This is a genomic window from Burkholderia sp. GbtcB21, assembly GCF_019091065.1.
Taxonomy (GTDB): domain Bacteria; phylum Pseudomonadota; class Gammaproteobacteria; order Burkholderiales; family Burkholderiaceae; genus Burkholderia; species Burkholderia pyrrocinia_C.
The window spans coordinates 189,505-211,999 of sequence record NZ_JAGXKA010000004.1; the positions used below are offsets into that span (position 1 = coordinate 189,505).

The 22,495-nt window shown below is 69.0% G+C and carries 23 protein-coding genes; 12 read left to right on the forward strand and 11 right to left on the reverse strand.

Annotated features, from left to right (window positions below):
• Positions 1-3: 3 nt before the first annotated feature.
• Genes KVT39_RS11720 through KVT39_RS11745 form a run of 6 tightly spaced genes read right to left on the reverse strand, consistent with a single transcriptional unit; the run spans position 4 to position 5,760 of the window.
• Positions 4-1,383, reverse strand: coding sequence for an MFS transporter (locus tag KVT39_RS11720; protein ID WP_254640454.1), 1,380 nt, complete (start codon positions 1,381-1,383; stop codon positions 4-6).
• A complete protein-coding gene (locus tag KVT39_RS11725; protein ID WP_131947214.1) occupies positions 1,380-2,099 on the reverse strand; it encodes an ABC transporter ATP-binding protein in 720 nt (239 codons plus the stop codon). The genes KVT39_RS11720 and KVT39_RS11725 overlap by 4 nt, the downstream gene beginning before the upstream one ends.
• The gene (locus tag KVT39_RS11730; protein ID WP_175748025.1) at positions 2,096-2,878 is read right to left on the reverse strand and encodes an ABC transporter ATP-binding protein; all 783 of its coding nucleotides are present in this window, start codon (positions 2,876-2,878) and stop codon (positions 2,096-2,098) included. Before KVT39_RS11730 ends, KVT39_RS11725 begins: the two co-directional genes overlap by 4 nt.
• Positions 2,875-3,762 carry a branched-chain amino acid ABC transporter permease gene (locus KVT39_RS11735; RefSeq protein ID WP_034184556.1) on the reverse strand — a complete coding sequence of 296 codons (888 nt, stop codon included), beginning with the start codon at positions 3,760-3,762 and terminating at the stop codon, positions 2,875-2,877. Before KVT39_RS11735 ends, KVT39_RS11730 begins: the two co-directional genes overlap by 4 nt.
• Positions 3,755-4,648: a branched-chain amino acid ABC transporter permease gene (locus tag KVT39_RS11740; protein WP_034184555.1), complete on the reverse strand. Its 894-nt coding sequence runs from the start codon at positions 4,646-4,648 to the stop codon at positions 3,755-3,757. The genes KVT39_RS11735 and KVT39_RS11740 overlap by 8 nt, the downstream gene beginning before the upstream one ends.
• Positions 4,649-4,665: 17 nt before the next feature.
• The gene (locus KVT39_RS11745) at positions 4,666-5,760 is read right to left on the reverse strand and encodes an ABC transporter substrate-binding protein (protein WP_131947217.1); all 1,095 of its coding nucleotides are present in this window, start codon (positions 5,758-5,760) and stop codon (positions 4,666-4,668) included.
• Positions 5,761-6,066: 306 nt separating this feature from the next.
• Between KVT39_RS11745 and KVT39_RS11750 the strand changes: the two genes are divergently transcribed.
• The 10 genes from KVT39_RS11750 to KVT39_RS11795 all read left to right on the forward strand — a co-directional run bounded on the left by KVT39_RS11750 (position 6,067) and on the right by KVT39_RS11795 (position 14,504).
• A complete protein-coding gene (locus KVT39_RS11750) occupies positions 6,067-6,414 on the forward strand; it encodes a RidA family protein (RefSeq protein ID WP_217589125.1) in 348 nt (115 codons plus the stop codon).
• 12 nt (positions 6,415-6,426) lie between these two features.
• Positions 6,427-7,671: a D-amino acid dehydrogenase gene (locus tag KVT39_RS11755; protein ID WP_034184552.1), complete on the forward strand. Its 1,245-nt coding sequence runs from the start codon at positions 6,427-6,429 to the stop codon at positions 7,669-7,671.
• The gene (locus KVT39_RS11760; protein WP_105392799.1) at positions 7,668-8,459 is read left to right on the forward strand and encodes an aspartate/glutamate racemase family protein; all 792 of its coding nucleotides are present in this window, start codon (positions 7,668-7,670) and stop codon (positions 8,457-8,459) included. The genes KVT39_RS11755 and KVT39_RS11760 overlap by 4 nt, the downstream gene beginning before the upstream one ends.
• Positions 8,460-8,536: 77 nt before the next feature.
• Positions 8,537-9,241, forward strand: coding sequence for a GntR family transcriptional regulator (locus KVT39_RS11765; protein WP_034184550.1), 705 nt, complete (start codon positions 8,537-8,539; stop codon positions 9,239-9,241).
• A gap of 122 nt (positions 9,242-9,363) precedes the next feature.
• On the forward strand, positions 9,364-10,248 hold the full coding sequence (locus KVT39_RS11770) for a glycosyltransferase family 2 protein (RefSeq protein ID WP_034184549.1): 885 nt from the start codon (positions 9,364-9,366) through the stop codon (positions 10,246-10,248).
• A gap of 82 nt (positions 10,249-10,330) precedes the next feature.
• Positions 10,331-11,254, forward strand: coding sequence for a dihydrodipicolinate synthase family protein (locus KVT39_RS11775; protein WP_254640455.1), 924 nt, complete (start codon positions 10,331-10,333; stop codon positions 11,252-11,254).
• Between the two features lie 41 nt (positions 11,255-11,295).
• Positions 11,296-12,474 carry an L-rhamnonate dehydratase gene (rhmD, locus tag KVT39_RS11780; protein ID WP_006756437.1) on the forward strand — a complete coding sequence of 393 codons (1,179 nt, stop codon included), beginning with the start codon at positions 11,296-11,298 and terminating at the stop codon, positions 12,472-12,474.
• Between the two features lie 9 nt (positions 12,475-12,483).
• Complete coding sequence (locus tag KVT39_RS11785) at positions 12,484-13,269, forward strand: SDR family NAD(P)-dependent oxidoreductase (protein ID WP_034184547.1); 786 nt, start codon at positions 12,484-12,486, stop codon at positions 13,267-13,269.
• Positions 13,270-13,280: 11 nt separating this feature from the next.
• Positions 13,281-13,595, forward strand: coding sequence for an L-rhamnose mutarotase (gene rhaM / locus KVT39_RS11790; RefSeq protein WP_034184679.1), 315 nt, complete (start codon positions 13,281-13,283; stop codon positions 13,593-13,595).
• A 15-nt stretch (positions 13,596-13,610) separates the two neighbouring features.
• A complete protein-coding gene (locus KVT39_RS11795) occupies positions 13,611-14,504 on the forward strand; it encodes an amidohydrolase (RefSeq protein WP_034184546.1) in 894 nt (297 codons plus the stop codon).
• 35 nt (positions 14,505-14,539) lie between these two features.
• Here KVT39_RS11795 and KVT39_RS11800 read toward each other — a convergent pair whose 3' ends face one another.
• From KVT39_RS11800 to KVT39_RS11815, 4 genes are all read right to left on the reverse strand, one after another.
• Positions 14,540-15,247, reverse strand: coding sequence for a DUF3142 domain-containing protein (locus KVT39_RS11800; RefSeq protein ID WP_034184545.1), 708 nt, complete (start codon positions 15,245-15,247; stop codon positions 14,540-14,542).
• Between the two features lie 7 nt (positions 15,248-15,254).
• Positions 15,255-17,426, reverse strand: a complete 2,172-nt coding sequence (locus KVT39_RS11805; protein ID WP_034184544.1) for a hypothetical protein — start codon at positions 17,424-17,426, stop codon at positions 15,255-15,257.
• Positions 17,427-17,791: 365 nt separating this feature from the next.
• Complete coding sequence (locus KVT39_RS11810) at positions 17,792-19,204, reverse strand: hypothetical protein (protein WP_034184543.1); 1,413 nt, start codon at positions 19,202-19,204, stop codon at positions 17,792-17,794.
• A 99-nt stretch (positions 19,205-19,303) separates the two neighbouring features.
• A complete protein-coding gene (locus tag KVT39_RS11815) occupies positions 19,304-20,065 on the reverse strand; it encodes a 2-keto-4-pentenoate hydratase (RefSeq protein WP_034184542.1) in 762 nt (253 codons plus the stop codon).
• 426 nt (positions 20,066-20,491) lie between these two features.
• Between KVT39_RS11815 and KVT39_RS11820 the strand changes: the two genes are divergently transcribed.
• Together KVT39_RS11820 and KVT39_RS11825 are read left to right on the forward strand one after the other, a co-directional pair.
• The gene (locus tag KVT39_RS11820) at positions 20,492-20,968 is read left to right on the forward strand and encodes a universal stress protein (RefSeq protein WP_034184678.1); all 477 of its coding nucleotides are present in this window, start codon (positions 20,492-20,494) and stop codon (positions 20,966-20,968) included.
• 15 nt (positions 20,969-20,983) lie between these two features.
• Positions 20,984-21,175: a DUF2964 family protein gene (locus tag KVT39_RS11825; RefSeq protein ID WP_034184541.1), complete on the forward strand. Its 192-nt coding sequence runs from the start codon at positions 20,984-20,986 to the stop codon at positions 21,173-21,175.
• A 127-nt stretch (positions 21,176-21,302) separates the two neighbouring features.
• Here the strand turns inward: KVT39_RS11825 and KVT39_RS11830 are convergent, their stop codons facing one another.
• Positions 21,303-22,493: a tetratricopeptide repeat protein gene (locus KVT39_RS11830; protein WP_034184540.1), complete on the reverse strand. Its 1,191-nt coding sequence runs from the start codon at positions 22,491-22,493 to the stop codon at positions 21,303-21,305.
• Between the last annotated feature and the right edge of the window lie 2 nt (positions 22,494-22,495).

The following is a 22,495-nucleotide window of genomic DNA, read 5'->3' on the forward strand; positions in this document are numbered from 1 at the left end:
GCGTCAGCCCGGGTCGATGCGCCGGAACACGATCGCGAAGCCGGCCAGATAGACGGCCGCGATCACCGCGAAGCCGGCGGCGGTTGCGCGGTCCGGGTCGGCGATCGCGTGCAGCACGACCGACGCGATCGCGACGCCGACCAGCGAGCCGATCTGCCGGCTCGCGTTCAGCGACGCGGCGGCGAGATTCGCGTCCGCGGGGCCGGCCGACTGCATGACGACGAGATTCATCGCGGGGATCGCCTGGCCCGCGCCGAAGTTCGCGATGCCGACCGCGATCGCGAGCGCCGTGTAGGGCAGCGCCTCGATGCCGATCAGCGCGGCGCTGCCGAGCGTGGCGAGCGCGAGGCCTGCGAGCAGCGTGCCGCGCGGGCCGAGCCGCGCGCTCACGCGGGCGGACGCGAGATTGCCGATGCCGAACATCGCCATCAACGGAAACAGTTCGAAGCCGGCGCGCAGCGCGCTCGCGCCGCGCGTCTGCTGCAGGTAAAGGCTCAGCAGGAAGATTTCCGCAAGGATGCCGAAATTGATCGCGAGCCCGAGCAGGCCGCCCGCGACGAAGCGCGGGTTGCGCAGCAGTGCGGGCGACAGGATCCGGTGGCGGGCGCGACGTTCGCGCCACACGAACGCGGTGCCGGCAGCGAGCGTCGCGGCCGCGCCGGCGACGATGGCGGGCGAGCGCCAGCCGGCGCCCGGCCCCTCGATCAGCGTATAGCTGAGCGCCGCGAGCGCGAGCACGCCGAGCAGATGGCCGAACGTGTTCAGCGGGCCGGGATGGCGCGGCGAGTGCCCGACATGGCGGCGCGTGAGCCACAGTCCGGCCAGGCCGACGGGCAGGTTGACCCAGAAGATCCCGCGCCAGCCGATTACGTCGACGAGCACGCCGCCGACGCACGGCCCGATCGCCATCGCCGCCGATACCAGTGCGCCCCAGATGCCGATCATCCGCGTGCGCAGCGGCCCGGCCGGAAACGCCAGCGTGAGCAGGCTGAGCGAGCTCGGCATGAAGAGCGCGGCACCGACGCCCTGCAGCAGCCGCGCGGCGACCAGCATGCCGCTCGTCTGCGCGGCCGCGCACAGCACCGACGCGGCGACGAACAGCGCGAGCCCGGCGACATAGATCGTACGCGGCCCGTAACGGTTCGCGAGCGCGCCGCCGAACAGCAGCAGCGCGGCGAAGCTGAGCGTATAGGCATCGACCACCCAGACGAGTGCCGTCAGCGACATCTCGAGACTCGCCTGCATCGCCTTCAGCGCGACGTTCACGATGGTCACGTCGAGCATCGCCATCACGAAGCCGCAGGCGAGCGCGACCATCACGCGCGCGGGCCGGGTGGCGTTCGCGCCGGTCGCGCCGGCAGCGGGGGCGGCATTCGTGCTCATGCGGCACGCCCGCCGAGATAGAGGCGCCGCATCTCGTCGCTGTCGAGCAGTTCGGCCGACGTGCCCGTCAGCGCAACGCGGCCCATCGTCAGCACCACGCCGCGATCGGCGATGCGCAGTGCCTCGAGCGCGTTCTGTTCGACCATCAGCACGGCGATGTGCTCGGTGTCGCGCATCCTGACGATCGCGTCGAACACCTCGTCGACCATCTTCGGCGACAGGCCGGCCGACGGCTCGTCGAGCAGCAGCAGCACGGGGCGGGGCATCAGCGCGCGTGCGAGCGACACGATCTGCCGCTCGCCGCCCGACAGTGCGCCCGCGGGCGACCGGTAGCGGCGCCGCAGCACCGGGTATTGCTCGCACAGCTCCTCGATCCGCGCTTCGCGCGGGAACGCGGACATCGCGTGGCCGCCGAGCATCAGGTTCTCGCGAACCGTCAGCGCGCCGAACACATTGTCGGTCTGCGGAACGAAACCGATGTCGTACTCGCGGATCTTGCGGTGTACCGGCACGCGCGCGATGTCGCGGCCGTGCATCGTGACCGTGCCGGCGCGCGGCAGCACGAAGCCGGCGATGGCCTTGAGGAGCGTTGACTTGCCGCAGCCGTTCGGGCCGAGGATCGTGACGATGTCGACCGGCCCGACGGCTAGCGATACCCCGTGCAGGATGTCGATGTCGGGTGTGTAGCCGGCGATCAGATCGCGGACGTCGATCATGACACCCCCAGCGGACGGCGCGCATGCGCGCGGCCCAGGTAGGCATCGAGCACGCGCCGGTTGCTCTCGAGTTCGGCGGGACGGCAGTCGGCGATCGCGGCGCCGCGATCGAGCACGATGCAGCGGTCGCACAGCTCGCGGATGAAGTGCATGTCGTGCTCGATCACGACGAGCGTGACGCCCTGTCCGCAGATGCGGCGCAGTTCGGCGACCAGCTCGCCGCGCAGGTTGGGGTGAACGCCCGCGGTCGGTTCGTCGAGCAGCAGCAGCTTCGGCTCGGTCATCATCGCGCACGCGATGCCGAGCAGCTTCTTCTGGCCGCCCGAAATTGCCGCGGCGCCGAGCTGCGCGACGTGCGCGAGCTTCAGCTCTTCGAGCAGCGCGGTAGCGCGTGCGCGGGTTTCGGCTTCCAGCGCGCGCGTCGCGCGACTGCGCAGCAACGCGGCGACCGGGCCGTGACGGGCCGACGACGCGGCCATTGCCAGCTCCAGCACCGACATGCGCGCGGGCATCGACGGCAACTGGAACGTCCGGCGGATGCCGAGCCGCGCGATCCGGTGCGGCGCAAGCGCGTCGATGCGGCGCCCGGCGAAGCGGATCGCGCCGGCCGCGACCGGAGCGAAGCCCGTGATCGCGTTGAGCGCCGTGCTCTTGCCCGAGCCGTTCGGACCGAGCAGCCCGACGATCTCGCCGTCGCCGACGGACAGCGTGAGGCCCGACAGCACCGTGTTGTCGCCGTAGCGTATCGTGACGCCTTCAAGCTCGAGCAGCGCGCTCATGGGTGAACCTCCAGTCGTTCCGGCACAAGGCCGCGCGGGCGCCACAGCACGCATGCGAGCAGCATCAGGCCGACGAGGCCGAGGCGCACCGCGCCCGCGAGATCGCTGCCGACGCCGAGCCAGTCCTTCAGAAACGGCGCGACCGCGTAGACCGCCTGCACGATGAGCGCGCCGGCCAGCACGCCCGCATGGCTGCCGAGCCCGCCGACCATGACGATGGTCCACAGTGCGAAGGTTTCGGATGCCACCATCGTGTCCGGGCCGACGTAGCTGATGTACCAGGTGAGGAGCGCGCCCGCGAACGCCGCGGGCAGCGCCCCCGCGACGCTCGCCCGGGTCTTCAGCGCGACCGGGTCGTAGCCGAAGCAGACGGCGAGCGCGGGCTCCTCGCGCATCACCTTCAGCGCGCGGCCGAAGCGGCCGGTGGTCAGCAGCCGGCATGCGGCGTATGCGACGGCGAGGCCGCCGGCCGCGACGGCGAGGAACGCGAGGTCGGCCCACGGCGCGCGCAGCCCGGGAAACAGCGGCGCGATGCCGCCGATGCCTTGCGCGCCGCCCGTCAGCCAGCCTTCGTTCAACGCGAACGTGCGCAGGATCTCGGCGATCGCGAGCGTCGCGATGCCCCAGTAGTCGGCCGACAGATGGCGGCCGAGCCGCGCGATCGCGACGGCCAGCACGCTCGCCGCGCCGGCCGCGAGCGCGAGTGCGGCCGGCAGCGGCCAGCCGAGCTGCGACGCGATGCCGGCGGCGTAGGCGCCGAGCCCCGCGAACGCGACGAAGCCGAAATTGACGAGCCCCGCATAGCCGGCCTGCAGGTTCAGGCCGAGCGCCATCGTCGCGTACAGGCACGCGACGGTCAGCAGATGGATGATGAAACTAGACACGACGCACCTCCCTGTCGAAGATTCCGTATGGCCGGAACACGAGTACGACGAGCAGGATCGCGAACGACACGGCGCCGACGTATTCGACCGGAAAGAACGCGAGCGGCCGGCCGACCAGCCCGCCGAAGTCGACGTCGAGCGCGGTCGTTTCGGCGAACGCGATCAGGAGTGCGCCGGCCGCCGCGCCGAGCGGATTGCCGAGGCCGCCGAGGATGGCGGCGGAAAACACCGGGATCAGCAGCCCGTAGCCGAGGTTGACGTGCACGCTTTCGGTCGCGCCGAGCATCGTGCCGCCGAGCGCCGCGAGCACGCCGCTTGCGAATGTGATCACGTTGGTCACGCGCTGCGCGTCGATGCCCGTTGCGAGCGCGAGCGCGCGATTCGACGCGAGCGCGCGCATCGCCCGGCCGAGGCGGGTGCGGTACAGCAGCAGCGCGAACACCGCGAGCGCGACGGCGCCGCACGCGATCGAGCCCGCCTGCGCGGACGACATCGCGACGCCGCCGACCATCAGCGGCGGACGCACCGCCTGCGCATACTGCAAAGGCCGCGAGCCGGCGGTGCCGAGCATCAGCGCGACGGCGAGCAGCGATACGGCGAGCGAACCGATCATCGCGACCGCGCTGCCCGAGCGCAGCAGCCGCGTGAACACGAACAGGTTCAGCAGCGTCGCGGCAAGGCCGACCAGCACGCACGACACGGCGGTCGCGAGCGCGAACGGCAGGCCCGCGCGTTCGAACCCGAGGGTCGCGAACGCACCGATCATCGCGTACTGGACGTGCGCGATGTTCGGGAAGCGAATCAGCGAATACAGCGTCGACAGGCCGACCGACACGAGCAGCAGGTCGGACGTGCGCATCAGGACATCGATCAGGAATTGCAGCATCGCGTTGCTCCCGGTGGCTAGCGCGCGACGACGGATTGCCGGTACAGGACCTTCTCGTACGGCTGCACCGTGCGCTGGCCGTCGGCGTCGAAGGCGATCGTGCCGGTCACGCCCGTGTACGGCTGGCTGGCCGCGAGCGCCGCGCGCACCTTCGCCGGATCGGCCGATTGGGCGCGATTGATCGCGGCGGCGGACAGCATCGTCGCGTCGTACGCGTAGCTGCCGAACGCCGAGCGCGGCGCCTCGTGGTAGGCGGCGCGATAGTCGGCCGCGTACGCGGCGGCACTTGTGCCGAGCGCCGCGACCTCCAGGCCGATCTGCCCCTGCGCGATCTGCGCGGGCGTGTCGCTCGTGCACATCGTCAGGTAGATCCCGTACCACGGCTGCTGGTTGAGGCGCATCTCGAACGCCTGCCGGTTCAGCGTCGCGGCTTCCTGTCCGTACGCGCTGTACACGTAGCCGTCGGGCTGTGCGCGCGATGCCTGCTCCAGCTCGCGCCGGTAGGTCGACTGGCCCTCGGTGTAGAGCACCGTCGACACGATCGTGCCGCCGAGCGCCTCGAAGCGCTTCCTGAACTCGGCCGCGATGCCCTGGCCGTAGCCGTTGTTCGGCGCGATCAGCGCGACGCGCCGCAGCTTGCGGTCGTACACATCCTGCGCGGCGAAGCGCGCGGACAGGTCGTCGAGCCCGATTGCGCTGAACGAGCCCGCGCCGATCTTGCGGACCTGCTGGCTCGACGAACCGATGTTGATGTGCACGTCGCCCTGGCGCACGAGGAACTGCCCGACCGGAATCGTTACCGACGAAGAGAATTCGCCGAGCACGAGCGGCACGCGCTCGACCGTCGCCAGCTTGCGCGCGGCGTCGAGCGCCGTGTTCGCCGTGCCGCCCGAATCCTCGATCCGCACCTGCAGCTTCTGCCCGAGCACGCCGCCTTGCGCGTTGATTTTCGCGACCGCGAGTTCGATCCCGCGCCGCTGGTCCTCGCCGATCGACGCGCTTGCGCCTGTCAGCGGCAACACGGCGCCGACGCTGACGTCGGCGTGTGCAGGAAATGTCGCCGACGCGCCGAGCGCGACGCAGATCCCGAGACTCCAGCAACCCAGCTTCATTTTTGTTCTCCTGAATGCGTGTTGAATTGCGTTTGAAATACAAAAGTGTCGACAGAATCACAGAACAAAAATCGTTGGCAAACACTTTTTGAGCGGATGTGGCGAAGTTCGTAAAACACATCGAGGTTCACAAGAAAATTCCTTGTTTTAAAGCATTAAATGCACAAACTCAGCGACGGTAAACACCAGCGTCGGGCATATGCGCCAGATTGGCGCGGCGTCGAATATTTTTGAAAAAAGTGTATACAGTGCTGAATATGGATGCTTAGAATTCAACCCACTCGACACGGAAACGGAGGCGGTGCGATGGAGATCAAGCGATATGGCGCAGGCGAACGGATGAGCCAGCTCGTGGTTGCGGGCGGCTTCGCGTTCATTGCCGGACAGGTTGCCGACGACACCGCACTCGACGTCGCCGGCCAGACCCGCCAGATCCTCGACAAGATCGACCGGCTGCTCGACGGCGCGGGGCTCGACAAGCGCCGGATCGTGTCCGCGAACATCTGGCTTGCCGATCACCGGAGCTTTGCCGACATGAACCGGGTCTGGGACGCGTGGGTGCCGCAGGGCGACGCGCCGGCGCGCGCCTGCGTGGAGTCGGCGCTCGCGTTTCCCCAGTACACGGTCGAAATCGCGGCGATCGCCGCGTTCTAGCGGAGGCGAGCGATGAGGACGGTCGTGCTTGGAGGCGGCATCGTCGGTGTGACGACCGCCTACTTTCTCGCGAAGGCGGGCGACGAGGTGGTGGTGGTCGACCGGCGCGACGGCGTCGCGCTCGAGACGAGCTTCGCGAACGCGGGGCTGATCGCGCCCGGGCATTCCTATACGTGGGCGTCGCCGCGCGCGCCGAAGATCCTGCTCAAGTCGCTGTTCTCGGACGGGCAGGCGCTGCGCCTCAAGTGGTCGCCGGACTGGCGGATGTGGGCGTGGTGCCGGCAGTTCCTGCAGAACTGCACGGCGGAGCGGTCGCGCCGGAACACGTCGATCAAGGTGCGGCTGTGCCGCTACGCGCAGCAGCAGCTCCAGTCCGCGACCCGCGACGAGGGGCTCGCGTACGACCGGATCAGCGGCGGGCTGCTGTACCTGTACCGGGATCCCGCGTCGTTCGAGCGCGGCATCGCGAACATGCGGATCCTGTCCGACAACGGCCTGCCGCTCGAGACGCTCGACCCGCGCGCGGTGATCGAGCGCGAGCCCGCGCTCGCCGGCGCGGCGGGCGAGATCGCGGGCGCGATCTACTGCCCGTCCGACGAGAGCGGCGACGCGCATCTGTTTACCCGCGCGCTCGCCGAACGCTGCCGTGCGCTCGGCGTCGAGTTCCGCTTCGGCGCGACGATCGACGGCATGCGCGCGAACGCGGACGCGGTGGACTACGTGCAGACGTCGCAGGGCCGCGTGAGCGGCGACCGCTACGTGCTCGCGCTCGGCGCGTACTCGCCGTTCGTCGCGCGCCGGCTCGGCTACCGGTTGCCGATCTACCCGGTGAAAGGCTACTCGGTCACACTGCCGATCGACGCGCGCCACGAGCCGCCGACGCTCGGCGGCGTCGAGGAAAACCAGCTCGTCGCGTGGGCGCGGTTCGGCGAGCGGCTGCGCCTGACCGCGACGGCCGAATTCGGCGGCTACGACACGACCCACACGCCCGCGGACTTCGCGCACATGCTGGCGACCGCGAAGGCGCTGTTTCCGAACGGCGCCGACTATACGAAACCGTCGTACTGGGCCGGGTTGCGGCCGATGACGCCGGAAGGCACGCCGATCATCGGCGCGACCCGGCATCGCAACCTGTTTCTCAACACCGGGCACGGCCACATGGGCTGGACGATGTCGTGCGGTACCGCGAAGATCGTCGCGGACCTGATCCACGGCCGGCAGCCCGACATCGACATTACCGGGATGACACTCCAGTGAGCGAACTTCTTTCGACCCCTGTGCCGCACGGCGCCGGTTCGTACGCGCGCTTCGGCTTCTCGCTCGATGCGGGCATCGCGCGCCGCGCGGCGATCGGGCTCGTCGTGCTCGCGACCGACCATACGATCGAATACGAATGGCGGCGCGTGCTCGCGCTCGACGGCGTCGCGTTCTACGAGAGCCGGATCGCGAACTCCGCCGACATCACCGCGGAGACGCTCGCGCGGATGGACGGCGGGATCGCGGCGGCCGTCGAGCTGATCCGCCCCGGCGAGCGTCTCGACGTGGTGGCGTTCGGCTGCACGTCCGCGTCGATGGTGCTCGGCGAGGAGCGCGTGTTCGAGCGGATCCGCGAGGCGCGGCCGGGCGTCGCGTGCACGACGCCGATCACTGCGGCGCGGGTCGCGCTCGGCGCGCTGGGGGCGCGCGGCGTCGCGCTCCTCACGCCGTACGAGCGCTCGATCAACGAAGCGATGGCGGCCTACCTGCGCGCGCGCGGTGTCGACGTCGTGCGCGCGGGCTCGTTCGAGCACCGCGACGACAACGAGGTGGCGCGGATCGACCGCGCATCGATCGAGCGCGCGGTGCTCGCGCTGGCCGCCGATCCGGCGGTGGACGCGGTGTTCGTGTCGTGCACGAGCCTTCGGCTCGTCGACGCGCTCGCGGAGATCGAGGCGCGCGCAGGCAAGCCGGTGTTGTCGAGCAATCACGCGCTCGCGTGGCATGCGCTGCGGCTCGCCGGCGTCGACGATCCGGTGCCGGGCTTCGGACGCCTGCTGATGCAATGACGGTAGCAGCAAGAAAGGCGTCCGCAGGCCGCCATGGCCGATAATGACGGTCGCCGACAGACGAAGGAGGAGGCGAGATGGCAGCGAATTCCGTGCTTGGCGGCCGCGAGGCGCTGGCGCCCAGGCGCGCGGGCCTCACGGTCAACGAGATTTACGAGCAACTGAAGCAGATGGCCGTGGTGTATACGATCCGGCCGGGCGAGCGGGTCAACGAGCTCGAACTGGCGGAACGGTTCGACGTCAGCCGCACGCCGATCCGGGAGGCGCTGAACCGGCTCGTCGCAGAGAACCTGCTGGTCTTCGTGCCGAATCGCGGATTCTTCATCCGCCAACTGGAAGGGAAAGACGTGTTCGATCTCTTTGAGCTGAGGCGTTCGATCGAGTCGACCGCGGTGATGCTCGCGTGCGAGCGGGCGTCCGACAACGACATCAAGACACTGCGCCGCTTCTGGCGGCAGGTGATGAAGAGCGCGCCGCGGATGCCGTCGTCGGAGCTCGTCCTGAAGGACGAACTGTTTCACCTGGAGCTTGCCGCGCTGTCGGGCAATGCGGAGATCGGGCGCGTGCTGCAGGGAATCAACGCGCGGATTCACTACGTGCGATGGGTCGACGTCGACCAGCGGCGCGACGCGGCCTTCACCGAGCATCTGGAGATTCTCGACGCGCTCGCCGCGCGGGACACCGAACGATGTGTCGCGTTGACCGACACGCACATCCGCTGGCGGATGGAGGAAATCACGCGCGTGGTGGAAGCGAGTGTCGTGAAGCTGTACGCGAAATAACGGGCGGTCCGCGGCGCACGCGCGCCCGGCGAGACCGCACCGACGAGACGCAAGGCCAAGGAGGACGGGCCGCCCGCCTGCCGGTGCGGCGCATCGCCACGCTTTCGTTACGAGGTGCCGTCATGAAACATGGCACGCTGGTCACGCTGTACAAGCCGTCCGCGGCGCAGATCGATCATCTGCTGGGCCTGCCCGCGCATAGTCCGGCCGTCGTCGCGGTCGACAACTCGCCCGTCGTCGATCGCGAGCTGCACGCGCGGCTCGCCGCGCACGGCGTCGACGTGGTCGCGAACCACAACCGCGGTGGGATCGCCGGCGCGTTCAACGCCGGTGTGGAGTTTCTCATTCGCCGCGGCTGCGACGTATTCTTCATCTTCGACCAGGATTCGACCGTGCCCGCCGATTATTTCGAGCGGATGCTCACGGGGTGCGCGACGGTCGGCGATACGCGCTTCCTGGTCGGGCCGCGCATCTTCAACCGAAACTTCCGGCGCAACCTGCCGCTCTTCACCGTGCGCCGCTGGTCTGCGCGGATCACGCCGATCGGCGACGGCGCACACGGCTTGCTGCCGTGCTCGGTGATCATCTCGTCCGGCACCGCGATCTCGCTCGACGCGTATCGCGCGCTCGGCCGGTTTCGCGAGGATTTCTTCATCGACCATGTCGACGCCGAGTACTGCATGCGCGCGCAGGCGAACGGCGTGCCGGTGTGCGTGAATGCGGACGTGTCGCTGCCGCACGAGCTCGGCAGTCCGTCGGCCCGGCAGCACTGGCCGCGCGTCGAGATCTTCGATCAGAGCGCGCTGCGTCATTACTACGCCGCCCGCAACTGCATCCTGGTCGCACGCGACTACTGGCGCCGCTATCCGGCCATGCTGCTGATCAACCTGATCACGCTGAAGCACGTCGCGTTCATCCTGCTGCATGCGCGCGACAAGCGAACCAAGCTGCACGCGATTCTGTGCGGCGTGACGGACGGGCTGCGCGGCCGGTACGGCCGGGTCTGACCGACTCGTGACGACGTGCGGAATCGCGCTTTATCAATTTTGCAATCCTGAATGAAGTGAGGCTGACAAGATGATTCATGACATGCAGGCAGCTCGCCGCTATACGGGCGCGTTTTCCGTTGCGCCGACCATTTTCACCGAATCGGGCGAACTGGATCTGGAAGGGCAGATGCGTTGCGTCGACTTCATCATCGACGCGGGCGCAGACGGGCTGTGCATCCTCGCGAACTACTCGGAGCAGTTCTCGCTGTCCGACGACGAGCGCGAGCGGCTCACCGGGATGATCCTCGAGCACGTCGCGGGCCGGGTGCCCGTGATCGTGACGACGACCCATTTCAATCCGGTGATCTGCGCGGCACGCAGCCGGGCCGCACAGGCGGCCGGCGCGGCGATGGTGATGATCATGCCGCCGTATCACGGCGCGACGATTCGCTGCGGCGAGGCGGCGATCGGCGCGTTCTTCTCGGAGGTCTCCGATGCGATCGACATCCCGATCATGTACCAGGACGCGCCGATGAGCGGCACGCAGGTATCGGCGGCGTTCCTCGCGCGGCTCGCGCGCACGATTCCGAACCTGCGCTATTTCAAGATCGAGGTGCCGCAGTCGGCGGCGAAGCTGCGCGAGCTGATCGCGCTCGGCGGCGACGCGATCGAGGGGCCGTGGGACGGCGAGGAGGCGATCACGCTGCTCGCCGATCTCGACGCGGGCGCGACGGGCAGCATCCTCGGCGGCGGCTACCCGGACGGGCTGCAGCCGATTCTGGCCGCCTATCGCGCGGGCCGGCGCGACGAGGCGGTGGCCGGCTACGAGAAGTGGCTGCCGCTCATCAACTATGAAAACCGGCAGGCCGGGCTGCTCGCCTGCAAGGCGCTGATGAAGGAGGGCGGCGTGATCGCGTCGGACGCGCCGCGGCGCCCGCTGATGCCGCTGCACCCGGAGACGCGCGCGGGCCTCGTCGAGATCGCGCGGCGGCTCGACGCGCTCGTGCTGCGCTGGGCGCGCTGACACGCGCGCATTTTTCTTCTTTCCGATCGAGGAACGTCCCGATGAGCATGCCCACGATACGACACATCCGCGCGCTGACGGTGCGCGGCGGCGGCGCCGACTACCACGACCAGGGCGCTGACCACTGGATCGACGATCACATCGCGACGCCGATGGCGCGTTACCCGGAATACCGGCAGAGCCGGCAGTCGTTCGGCATCAACGTGCTCGGCACCCTCGTGATCGAGATCGAGGCGAGCGACGGCACGGTCGGTTTCGCGGTGACGACGGGCGGCGAGATCGGCGCGTTCGTCGTCGAGCGCCATCTGGCGCGCTTCATCGAAGGGCAGCGCGTGACCGACATCGAGAAGATGTGGGATCAGATGTTCTACGCGACGCTCTATTACGGGCGCAAGGGCGTGGTGCTGAACGCGATCTCCGGCGTCGATCTCGCGTTGTGGGACCTGCTCGGCAAGGTGCGCGGCGAGCCGGTGCACCAGTTGCTCGGCGGCAAGGTGCGCGACGAACTGCAGTTCTATGCGACGGGGGCGCGGCCGGATCTCGCGAAGGAGATGGGGTTCATCGGCGGCAAGCTGCCGCTGCATCATGGCCCGGCGGAGGGCGACGAGGGCCTGCGCCGCAACCTCGACGCGCTGGCGACGATGCGAGATCGCGTCGGCGCGGATTTCTGGCTGATGCTCGACTGCTGGATGAGCCTCGACGTGCGCTATGCAACCCGGCTCGCGCACGAGGCGCGCGCTTACGGGCTCAAGTGGATCGAGGAGTGCCTGCCGCCCGACGACTACTGGGGCTACGCGCAGTTGCGCCGCGCGGCGCCGCCCGATCTGCTCGTGACGACGGGCGAGCACGAGGCGACCCGCTGGGGCTTCCGGATGCTGCTCGAGATGGGCTGCTGCGACATCATCCAGCCTGATGTCGGCTGGTGCGGCGGCCTGACCGAACTCGTCCGCATTTCAGCGCTCGCCGACGCGCACGGCGTGCTGGTGGTGCCGCACGGCTCGTCGGTCTACAGCTATCACTTCGTGACGACGCGGCACAACAGCCCGTTCGCGGAATTCCTGATGATGGCGCCGCAGGCGGATCGCGTCGTGCCGATGTTCGATCCGCTGCTGCTCGACGAACCGGTACCGACGGGCGGGCGGATGAAGGTGCCGGATACGCCCGGTTTCGGCGTGCGGCTCAATCCGGCCGTGCGCACCGAACGGCCCTACACGCACTGAGCTGCCGCGATGAAACTGCTCGAGAACAAGGTCGTCGTCGTCACCGGTGGCTCGCGCGGCATCGGCCGGGCGATCGCGCTCGCGTGCGCGCGGCATGGCGCCGACGTCGTCGTCAATTACTGGGCCAACCCGTTGCTGCCGGCGCAGTCGGATCACGCGCTCGACGCGCTGGTCGACGAGATCGGCGCGACCGGCCGGCGTGCGCTCGCGGTGCCGGGCGACATCGCGCGGCCGGACACCGCGGACGAACTGGTCGCGCGGGCCGTCGACGCGTTCGGCCGGATCGACGTGCTGGCGAGCAATGCGGGGATCTGTCCGTTCCACGCGTTCCTCGATCTGCCCGCCGACCTGCTGCGACGCACGATGGAGGTCAACCTGCACGGCGCGTTCCACGTGACCCAGGCGGTCGCGCGCCGAATGGCCGCGCAGGGCGACGGCGGCGCGATCATCGCGACGAGTTCGATCAGCGCGCTCGTCGGCGGCGGCATGCAGACGCACTACACGCCGACGAAGGCCGGCGTGCACGCGCTGATGCAGTCGTGTGCGGTCGCGCTCGGCCCGCACCGGATCCGCTGCAATTCCGTGCTGCCGGGCACGATCCGCACCGAGATCAACGAAGCGGATCTCGCGGCGCCCGGCAAGGCCGAGTACTTCGAGCAGCGCATTCCGCTCGGCCGCCTCGGCGAGCCTGACGACGTCGCGGACTGCGTGGTGTTCCTCGCGTCGGACCTGGCGCGCTACGTCAACGGCGCGGCACTTCTCGTCGACGGCGGCCTTTACGTGAACCTGCAATGACGGCGGCGGACATGGAGACGATCGCGTTCCGGATGCGGCTGCATCCCGGGCAGAAGGACGAGTACCGGCGGCGCCACGATGCGATCTGGCCGGAGCTGGCCGACGCGCTGCGCGCGGCCGGCGTGGCCGATTACTGGATCTTTCTCGACGACGAAACGGATTGCCTGTTCGCCGTCCTGAAACGGCCGGCCGGGCACCGGATGGCCGAACTCGCGCAGGCCGACGTGATGCGCCGGTGGTGGGCGTACATGGCCGACCTGATGGCGACGGACGGGGACGGGCGCCCGCTCGAAAAACATCTGGAACCGATGTTCCATCTGGCGTGATCGCAGGGAGGCGCAATGCAGGTCGTCGATCCACATGTGCATTTCTGGGATGCCGATGCGTTGAGCTACGGCTGGCTCGACCGTGCGCAACCGGCGTTTTCCGGGCCGGTGGCGGCGCTGCCGCGCGCATACGGTCCCGCCGACCTGCGCGCGGACGCGGGCGGGATCGATATCCTGAAAGTCGTGCACGTCGAAGCGATCCATGACGCGTGGACAACGCCGAGCGAGGTCGAATGGCTGCAGGCGCTGGCCGACACGCCGGCGAGCGGCGGCATGCCCGAGGGCATTGTCGCGGGTGTCGACCTGTCGCGTGCCGACGCGCCTGCGAGGCTCGAGGCGGCCGCCGCCTGCGCGAACGTGCGCGGCATTCGCCAGGTACTGAACCGCCACGCGAACCCCTGGTACAACTACGTCGATCGGGACTATCTCGACGATCCGGGCTGGCGCGACCATTTCGGGTGGCTCGCACGGCTCGGGCTGTCGTTCGACCTGCAGCTCTATCCGTCCCAGGTCGGGGCCGCGCTGACGCTGGTCGACGCGCATCCGGACACGGTCTTCATCGTCAATCACGCGGGCATGTTCGTCGACCGCGACAGCGTGCACGGCTATCGCGCGTGGCGCGCCGGGCTGCACGGGCTCGCCCGGCGCGAGAACGTCATGCTCAAGCTGAGCGGGCTTGCGATGTTCGATCACCGGTGGACGATCGAGAGCTTCCGGCCATACGTGCTCGAGGGAATCGACGCGTTCGGCGCCGCGCGATGTATGTTCGCGTCGAATTTTCCGATCGACCGGCTGCATGCCGGGTATCCGGCGCTCTGGCGAGCGTATTCGGAAATCGTCGCAGGGGCGAGCGATGCGGAGAGGCGGGCGCTGTTTGTCGGGAATGCGGAGCGGATCTATCGCATCTGATACGCCGGGGACCAACGTCGCCGCGTTTCCGCCCGCTAGCTGTTGCGCAGGAACACGACGTAGCCGCGGAACCACGGGTTCGTCGCGAGGTACGGCGGCGCGTCCCACTCGCCGCCCTGGATCACGCCGATGCGAAACGGCAGTTGCAGCCGCGCGACGCGCGGCAGGTAGGCCGCATAGTCGGGGATCGTGCTGCGCCCCTGATAGGTCTGCACGACCACCTCGTCGACGATGCCCCTGAGCTGGTTGACCTGGTCGGCATCGATGCGGCTGCTCCAGTCGAGCAGCCCCGTGATGCTCAGCCGGCAATCGGCGGGCAAGGTCTCGCGCAGCGTGCGCAGGAATTCGACGTAGTCCTGCAGATGGCGCGTCCGCGCATCGAAGTCGATCTGGATGCCCGCGATCGTGCGGCCCGACGCACGCCAGCGCGTGAGCTGCGCCAGCATGATCTGCGTGACGCGCGGCGTCCAGCGCAGCGTATGCGCACGATAGACGAGCCAGACGCGCGCGTTCGGCGCGGGCGGCAGCGCGACGCCCTGCGCGATGACGCGTACCTGCGATTCGTCCCGCGGCGATGCTTCGATCTGCCCTTGCAGCACGTAGATGGCGCGCGCGCCGCTTACGACCGCCTGCGGCTTCACGCCGGCCCACAGCCAGAACGCGTCGTACTGCGCGGCGTCGACGGTGCCGGCCAACACGATGCGTCCGGCCAGCAGCAGCGCGACGCACGCAATGCGCTTCACGCCGCGCTCACCAGTAGTAGCGGAGCTTCTGCGCCCACGGGCTGCCCGGATAGGTGGCCTTCAGCGTATCGAACCAGCGCTTGCGCGTGTTCTTCGGCACGTCCTTGCCGCCGCATTCGTTGCTGCCCGACGGCGCATAGCACTTGATTGCGCGGTAGAACGCGTACGCGCGGTCGTTCGGGTTCGCCTGCGCATCGGCCATCACCGTCACATAGCTCGACATCCGCTCGTACGGCTTGCCCGCGAACTGCGACGGCGATGCGCCGAGCGTCGGCGGTACGCGCGTGGCGGTCGTCGACGATGCGTTGCGTATCCACAGCGGCACCGGATCGCCTTCGAGACCGGCTGCGGGCGGATGCAGGCGCGCGAAATCGGCGAGGCAGTTCAGCCCCTTCGCGTCGCCGGGGTTCTGTTGCAGCGTCGCGGCGATGTCGCGCGCGGACGGGCACGTGTAGCCGTCTTCGTTCCTGGCGCCGGGCGCGACGAACGGCTTCAACGGATCGGCAGGCGTGCCGGACACCAGCGCGGCGTCGGCGATGAAGTCGGCATAGTGCGAGCGCGTGAGCTCCTTGTACAGCAGCGTGTACAGCGCGGTGTCGCGCAGCGCGCCGCCGGTTGCCTGGTTCTGCGCCTGCGCGCGCAGCAGGTCGGCACCGGCCGTGCTCTGCAGCAGGATTGCCCGGAGCGCGGCGTTCTGCACGGGCGAATCGTCGGCGAATACGTCGTTGACGAGCCCGGCCTGCTCCAGGTTGATCGCGAGCGCGAGTTCCAGCGCCTCGCGCTGGAAGCGGAATTTCGCGAGCGGGATCAGGTCGCGCCACAGCTGGCGCGCCTTGTCGGGCTGGCCGCTGTCCTCGAGTGCGAACGCGCGCAGCGTCTGCTGGCTCAGGCCGAAGTAGTCGAGCGGCACGGCCGGCGTCTGCGGCAGCAGTTCGAGCGCGGCATCCGGCTTGTGCCCGATCTGGACATACCAGGTCGCGAGCAGGTAGTCGTAGAGAGCGGGCGCGTTCGCGAAGCGCGGCTTCTGCGCCTGCAGGTCGTCCAGCGTCAGCGGCTTGCTGCGGCTGGCGTCGCTGCTGTCCGACGTGCGCATGCGCAACAGGTCGACGGTCGCGAGCACGGTCGGCGACTGAATCTGCCGCGCATCGAGTTCCGACCCGAACAGCAGCTTGCTGTCGAGTTCGTTCGCCAGTTGCATCAGCGGCACGTTCGAGGTCTTCGGCGACCAGCGGGCGAGCGCGTTGCCGTACAGGTCGGCCTGCTGCGTGACGTTCCCGCCGAGCCACGCGACGCGCCGCAACAGCCCCGACGCGGACACCGCATAGCGCCCCTGCGGATATACGTTCAGGTAGGTACGAAACACCGTGTTCGCGGCGTCGAGCGATACCTTCGTCACACGAGCGCGCGACGGCGTGGGGCTATCGTTGTCGAACACGTTGGCCTGCGCGGCGTTCAGCTGCGCGCGCCCGGCCATGTAGAGCCCGGTTTCCTTCAGCCACGGGTTCGCGCTGTGCGATGCGTTCGCGAAGGCTTTGGTTGCGGTGAGGAAGTCGGCGCGGTAGAACGCGTTCGTGCCGTCGAGGTAGGCCGCGAACTGCTGGCCGAGCGGCGATTTGACCGGCGGCTTCGTCCAGGCGGCGCTAGCGCCGCCCGCGGCACAGGTCTTCTGTGCGATGTCGGTGCGCGCCGTGCGCAGGCGCGCGGCTTCGTCGGCGGGGATGCCGCCGGCGGCATTCAGTGCGTCGTTGAACGCATCGGCGCCGGCATTCATGCTGCGGCAGATGCTGCCTTCGCCGTCGGCATACCGATTCGACGGCGCATCGGCATCCGCCGCGCCGCCGGCCTGGTCGGGCCGCTTCTGACCGATCTCGATCCACCCGGAAAAGTCCAGCGGGAACGGCACGATGATCTGGTTGATCCGGTCTTTCGCCGGGATTGTCTTCGGGTCCGGAAACACCTGCGCGACCTTGCCGCTGTCGACCATCAGCAGCATCGCGTTGATGCGCGTGTCGTTGGCGGGGCTCAGCATCGGCACGTTGCCGCACGAGTACGCATTCTGCCGGAGCGTGGCCGGCGCGTAGCAAGTGTCGTCCGAGCTGGCGTGGGCGCCGGGGATCCAGAGCAGGCTGGCCGCCAGCGCGGCGAGCAGGTTTCGTTGCAGCAATGGGTTTCTTCGCATTTTTCTTGTGCTGGGGTGGGGCCGCGATGGCCGGGTCTCTCAGGGGGCGTCGTGCCCCGGCGCGTATCGTACCAAACGGGCAGGACGGATAGCGCCGGCGGCCAGTGCGGTCGCGGTGATCGGGCGGCGGGCGCGAGTCTGTCGGCCAGTCGCGGCGATTGCCGACCCGGCGAAATGGAAGTCCACTCAGTGTAGACGTAACGCCACCTTGAATCCGGATCGCCCGAATCAAGATTCAGCCGGCAGTTGCGACCGACGATCGATGGGCCGACGGCGGCCGGCTGGCGGGATGGACGCTGCCGTTCGGCGTGCTCACCAACTGTGCGGGCGGCGCGCTGCCGTTGCGCGACGGCCCGGCTCGCGCATCACGCGTACACGCTGCTCGCGACGCCATCGTCGGCGACATCGTCGATCGCGGCCCGCAGGTCGTCGATCGCCACCATCAGTTCGCGGACCTGCCGCAGCGACGGGTATTGATGCAGCACGGCATGCCATTGCGGCAGCGTCAGCAGCGCATGCCAGATGACGCCGAGGCCGCCCGGATCGGCGTCCGGCTGTCGCGCGAGCGCGCTTGCGTATTCGAGGCTCGCCTGCGCCGACAGCAACTGCATCCGGCTCGCCGCGCCCAGCAGGCGCGGCGTCGCGTCCGCGGACGCATCGCAGCAATAGAGCACTTCCCGTTGCAGCGCCGCGTCGTCGGTCGTCAACGCGCGGAGCGACGCGCCGTGCACGCGCACCGTGCCCTGGTGCGTCTCGAACGAATAGATCGTGTCGGGGTCGGCCTGCGCGAGCAGGTTCAGGCCGCGCAGCAGCCGCGGCAAATCGGTTGTCGCCGCATCGGCCGATGCCTTCGCTTCGACGAGGAAGCGGACGTTCCATGCGGGCGCCGCTTCATCGCCGCGCGTGCGTTCGAGCAGGATCGCGTCCCATTCGGTTTTCGCGCGGTCGTGCCGGCCGGGTATCGACGACGGCACGCGCATCGATGTGACCACACGGTAGGTGCGCCGTTCGTCCACGGCTTCCAGCCTGCCGGCCAACGCGTCGAGCGCCTGTGCGGCCAGCGCTTCGACGGCCGCGCCGCGCTGCTGCGACGCGGCGCCCTGCGCGACCGCGATCGTGCTGCCCTCGAGCGGACCCTGGCGTACCCACAGTGCGCGGTATCGCCGGACGTGCTCGTCCGACGCGAGCGCATCGAGACGCAGCAGGCGTTCGAGTGCCGCACCATCCTTCAGCTTGACGATGTCCTGCTCGAACGCGGCGTCGGTCGCCATGTCGGGCAGCGCGAGCAGTTGCTGCAGCGTCGCATGGAGATCGGCCCACGACGCGGACGTTGCGGCCGCATGCAGCCGCGCGAGCCCGTCGCGTTGCCACGCCTGGGCGCTGCGCTCGAGTTTGGCCGGGTGCGCGATCGCGTTGACGGCCGAGTGCAGCGCACGCCGGTCCTGCTCGGCGTGCGCGTGCAGCGACGCGTATTCGCGCACGCTCGGCGCGTCGTGCCGCAGCACCGCGGCCTGGAAGGCGGGATCGCCGGATTGCCTGTCCATCGCGTCGCGGATCATCCGTGCGAGCGCATCGATGAAGCGCTGCTGCAGTTCCGCGCCGGGAGCTTGTCCGTCGCTCCGCAGCCGGCGCGCTTCCTCGATCGCGATCGCAAGGGTGGCGGCCGGGTTCGCGGCTTCGGCCGGCGACGACGCGCTGTCGAGCGGCGGCAGCCGGTAACGGCGAGCGACGGTGCGCAGGACTTCGTCGAGCAGGGCGGGAAGCGGTGTCAGCGACATGTCAGGTATCGGGGTGGAAGCGGTTCGCGTGATCGGGGTTGAGGCCAGCCGCGATGACGCTGCCGTCACGGAAGGTCGGACGGCAGCGCGCGTGACACATCACGCCGTCAACGTCACCGACAAACTGCCGAGCTCGCCGAAGCGGACCGTCAGCGCATCGCCGAGCGGCACGTCGATCGCGCCCGCGTACGAACCGGTCGTCACGATCTGACCGGCGCGCACCGCATCGCCGCGCGACGCGAGGAAATTGACGAGCCACACGAGCGGCTTCAGCGGATCGCCGTCCGGATGGCGGCCGTCGATCGTGCGGTTCAGCGCACCTTCGAACGACAGTGCCAGCGTCGCGAGCGGCACGTTCAGCCCGTCGTGCACGACCGGGCCGACGCACAGCCCCTGGTTGAACTGCCCGTCGGCCAGCAGCTCGAACTTCGACGCGCGCGCCGGCTCCGCATAACGACAGCCGAGCACTTCGAGCACGATGCGCACCTCGCGGATCGCGCCGCGCACGTCGTTCTCGTCGTACGGCCGTTCGCGCGCGGGCAGGTCGCGATCGAGCACGAACGCGATTTCCGGTTCGATCCGCACGATCGGCCCGCCGACGACGCGGTACGGTGCATCGGCTTCGCGGATCGTCGACGCGAAGATCGGCGCGAGGATCACGCGGTCGGGCGGCGGCAGCGCGCATTTCCATCCGCCGACGGGTTCGCCGAGCAGGTCGGCGACGCGCTGCTGGATCGCCAGCGCGGTGTCGACGTCCTCGGGGCGCAGCGCATCGGGCAGCAGCGGGCCGGGCGAGCCGGCATGGCGGGCGGCGACGAGATGCTGGGCGGCGCCGTCCACGCGTTCGGTAGTCGTTGTCATGTCGGTTGAGCGAGTCGAAAGTGAGCCGGCAAAAAAGGGCCGGACGAAAGTCGTACATTCGATGATAGCGCTTTCGGCGCGATGGCCGCTCGATCCGGTCGCGCATTGGCGGCCCGCAGCCGCCGCACGCCACCCTCGGAATCTCCGCTGGACGATCGGCTCGCCCCGGCGCCAGCAAGCCCGGCACGTTGTGCGACGCAACAGGGAAAGCGCCTTCCCGAGTGAAATCGAGCGACGGGAAACGCGGGTTTCCTTCCTGCGCGGCGGCCGAACGCCGCGCGCGTGGCGGGCGCCCGCGAAGCCGGTTCGCGGATCGAATACCGGCCCGGCTTGATCGTCATCAACAACCGAACCCGCCAGCCGCCGATGATGGCGACATGGCCGCGCGCGATACGGTGCGCGGCAGTTCACCCCAGCGAGGTTCGCATGTACGAGAAGATCATGGTGGCCGTCGACGGCAGCGCTACGTCGAAACAGGCGCTTGCCGAGGCAGTGAAGATGGCACGGGCGGGCGACGCGCACGTCAGCGTCGTGTATGTGGTCGACAAGTCGGTGCTGTTCACTTACGCGGGCCGGTTCGACCCGCATGCGCTCATCGAGGAAATCCGTGAAGACGGGTTCAAGGTGCTGCGCGAAGCCGAACAGATCGTCGCGGCCGCCGGCGCGAAGGGCGAGGCCGAACTCGTCGAGACCGAGAGCATCGGCGAGGACGTTGCGGAACGCCTGCAGCGCTACGTAAAGGAACGCGGGATCGATCTCGCGGTGGTCGGCACGCACGGGCGGCGCGGCATCCGGCGCGTGCTGCTCGGCAGCGTCGCCGAGCGCTTCGTGCGCGGCTCGAAATGCCCGGTGCTGCTGATTCGCGGCGACGACGCCGACGTATCGGCCGCCGCCGCGGCCTAATGCGGCGGGTGCGAGATGATACGCCGCCAATACCGGATCGTCGTCGCGGCGATCGCCGTGTTCGTGTCGCTTGCGGGGATGATGGCCGTCGTGACGGGGTTGCTGTTCGATGAAGCGATGGCGCTGCGTGGCGGCGCGATCGCGTTGATCGTCGGCGTGGCCGGCTTCGTCGTGATGCTCAATCCGGGCGTGAAAGGCGAGGAGTGACGCGGGGCATGCTCTGCCCGCGTCTCCCGGTCGACCGGGCCCGACAGGTCCGGCGGCCGTCTGCCGAAAAGCCGGCGGTAGCCGTGGCCGCACCGGCCCCGTCGCTTCGCGCCGCTGCCCGGCGCCGTTACTCCGCCTGCGCGCCCGCCGTTCCCGGCGCCTTCGCGCCGTCCTGCCCGATCTGTATCTCCAGCCGCTTCGCCGTTTCCTCCAGCTCCGCGTTGTTCGGCTGAATCTTCCGCGCCTGCGCGAACGCAGCGCGCGCCTCATCCTGGCGTCCCAGCTTCCACAGCACTTCGCCCTTGTGCGTCAGGCCGGTGGCATAGGCTTCGTGCGCGTCGCTGTCGTCGCCGTTCTTCGCGAAGATCGCAATCGACCGGTCGAACCACGTGAGCGCTTCGTCGTTGCGGCCGAGGCGATACAGCGCCCAGCCCTTGCTGTCGAGCGCGTACGCATCGTCCGGTGACTTCGCGAGATGCGCGTCGATCATCGCGAGCCCGCGATCGACTTCCACACCCGCGTCGACGAGCCGATAGCCGATGTCGTTCAGGCGGTCGTCGGGGATCTCGCCGAGATCGAGCACGGCGGCGATCCGGTTCGAGTCGTGTGCGGCGATCGCGAGCGACAGCAGCTTGGTGACGATCTGTTGCCGCAATTCGACGCTGATCCGGCTGCCGTTGGCTACCAGGCTGCCGAGGTATTGCGTGTACAGGTCCGGCGCGCCGGGATCGCTCGCGCCGTTCGCGATGGCCGCGCCCGGGCCCGCGCACCAGTCGTCGTCGGCGGACCCGGCCAGCGTCCCGGCATAAAGACTGATGTTCTGCGGCGTGCGCGATTGCGCGTAGTAGGTGTAGCCGCTCGCATCCGAGTAGCCGCACGCCAGATATTCGTTTTCCACGTCCAGTACATACGGGAATTTGCCGAGCGGCTCGTTGCCGAATGGTTCGACGAGCCGGAACGATTCGCCCATGTCGCCTTCGCCGACGATCGGGTTGAACACCCACTGCTTCTGCGGATGAACCTTCGGCAGCCGGATCTTGACGGTGCGCCCGGCGGCGTCGGTCGTGCCGAAGATCACGCTGTCGTGCTCGTCCGGCTTGACCGGCAGGCCCGCGATGACCTGGCCGGGCAGGAACAGCCGGTACCGCGCATTCGGCAGCGGCTGGTGCGTGACGGGGTCGCGCAGCACGAACTGGTGAACATGAGCGCCTTTTCCGAACGACTGTGTCGATGCGACGTAGGTGCGCGCGTGGGCGGCGGGCAGCGCGGTGCAGCTCAAGGCCGCGGCAACGAGCGCGGCGAGAAGGCGTGATGTCATGG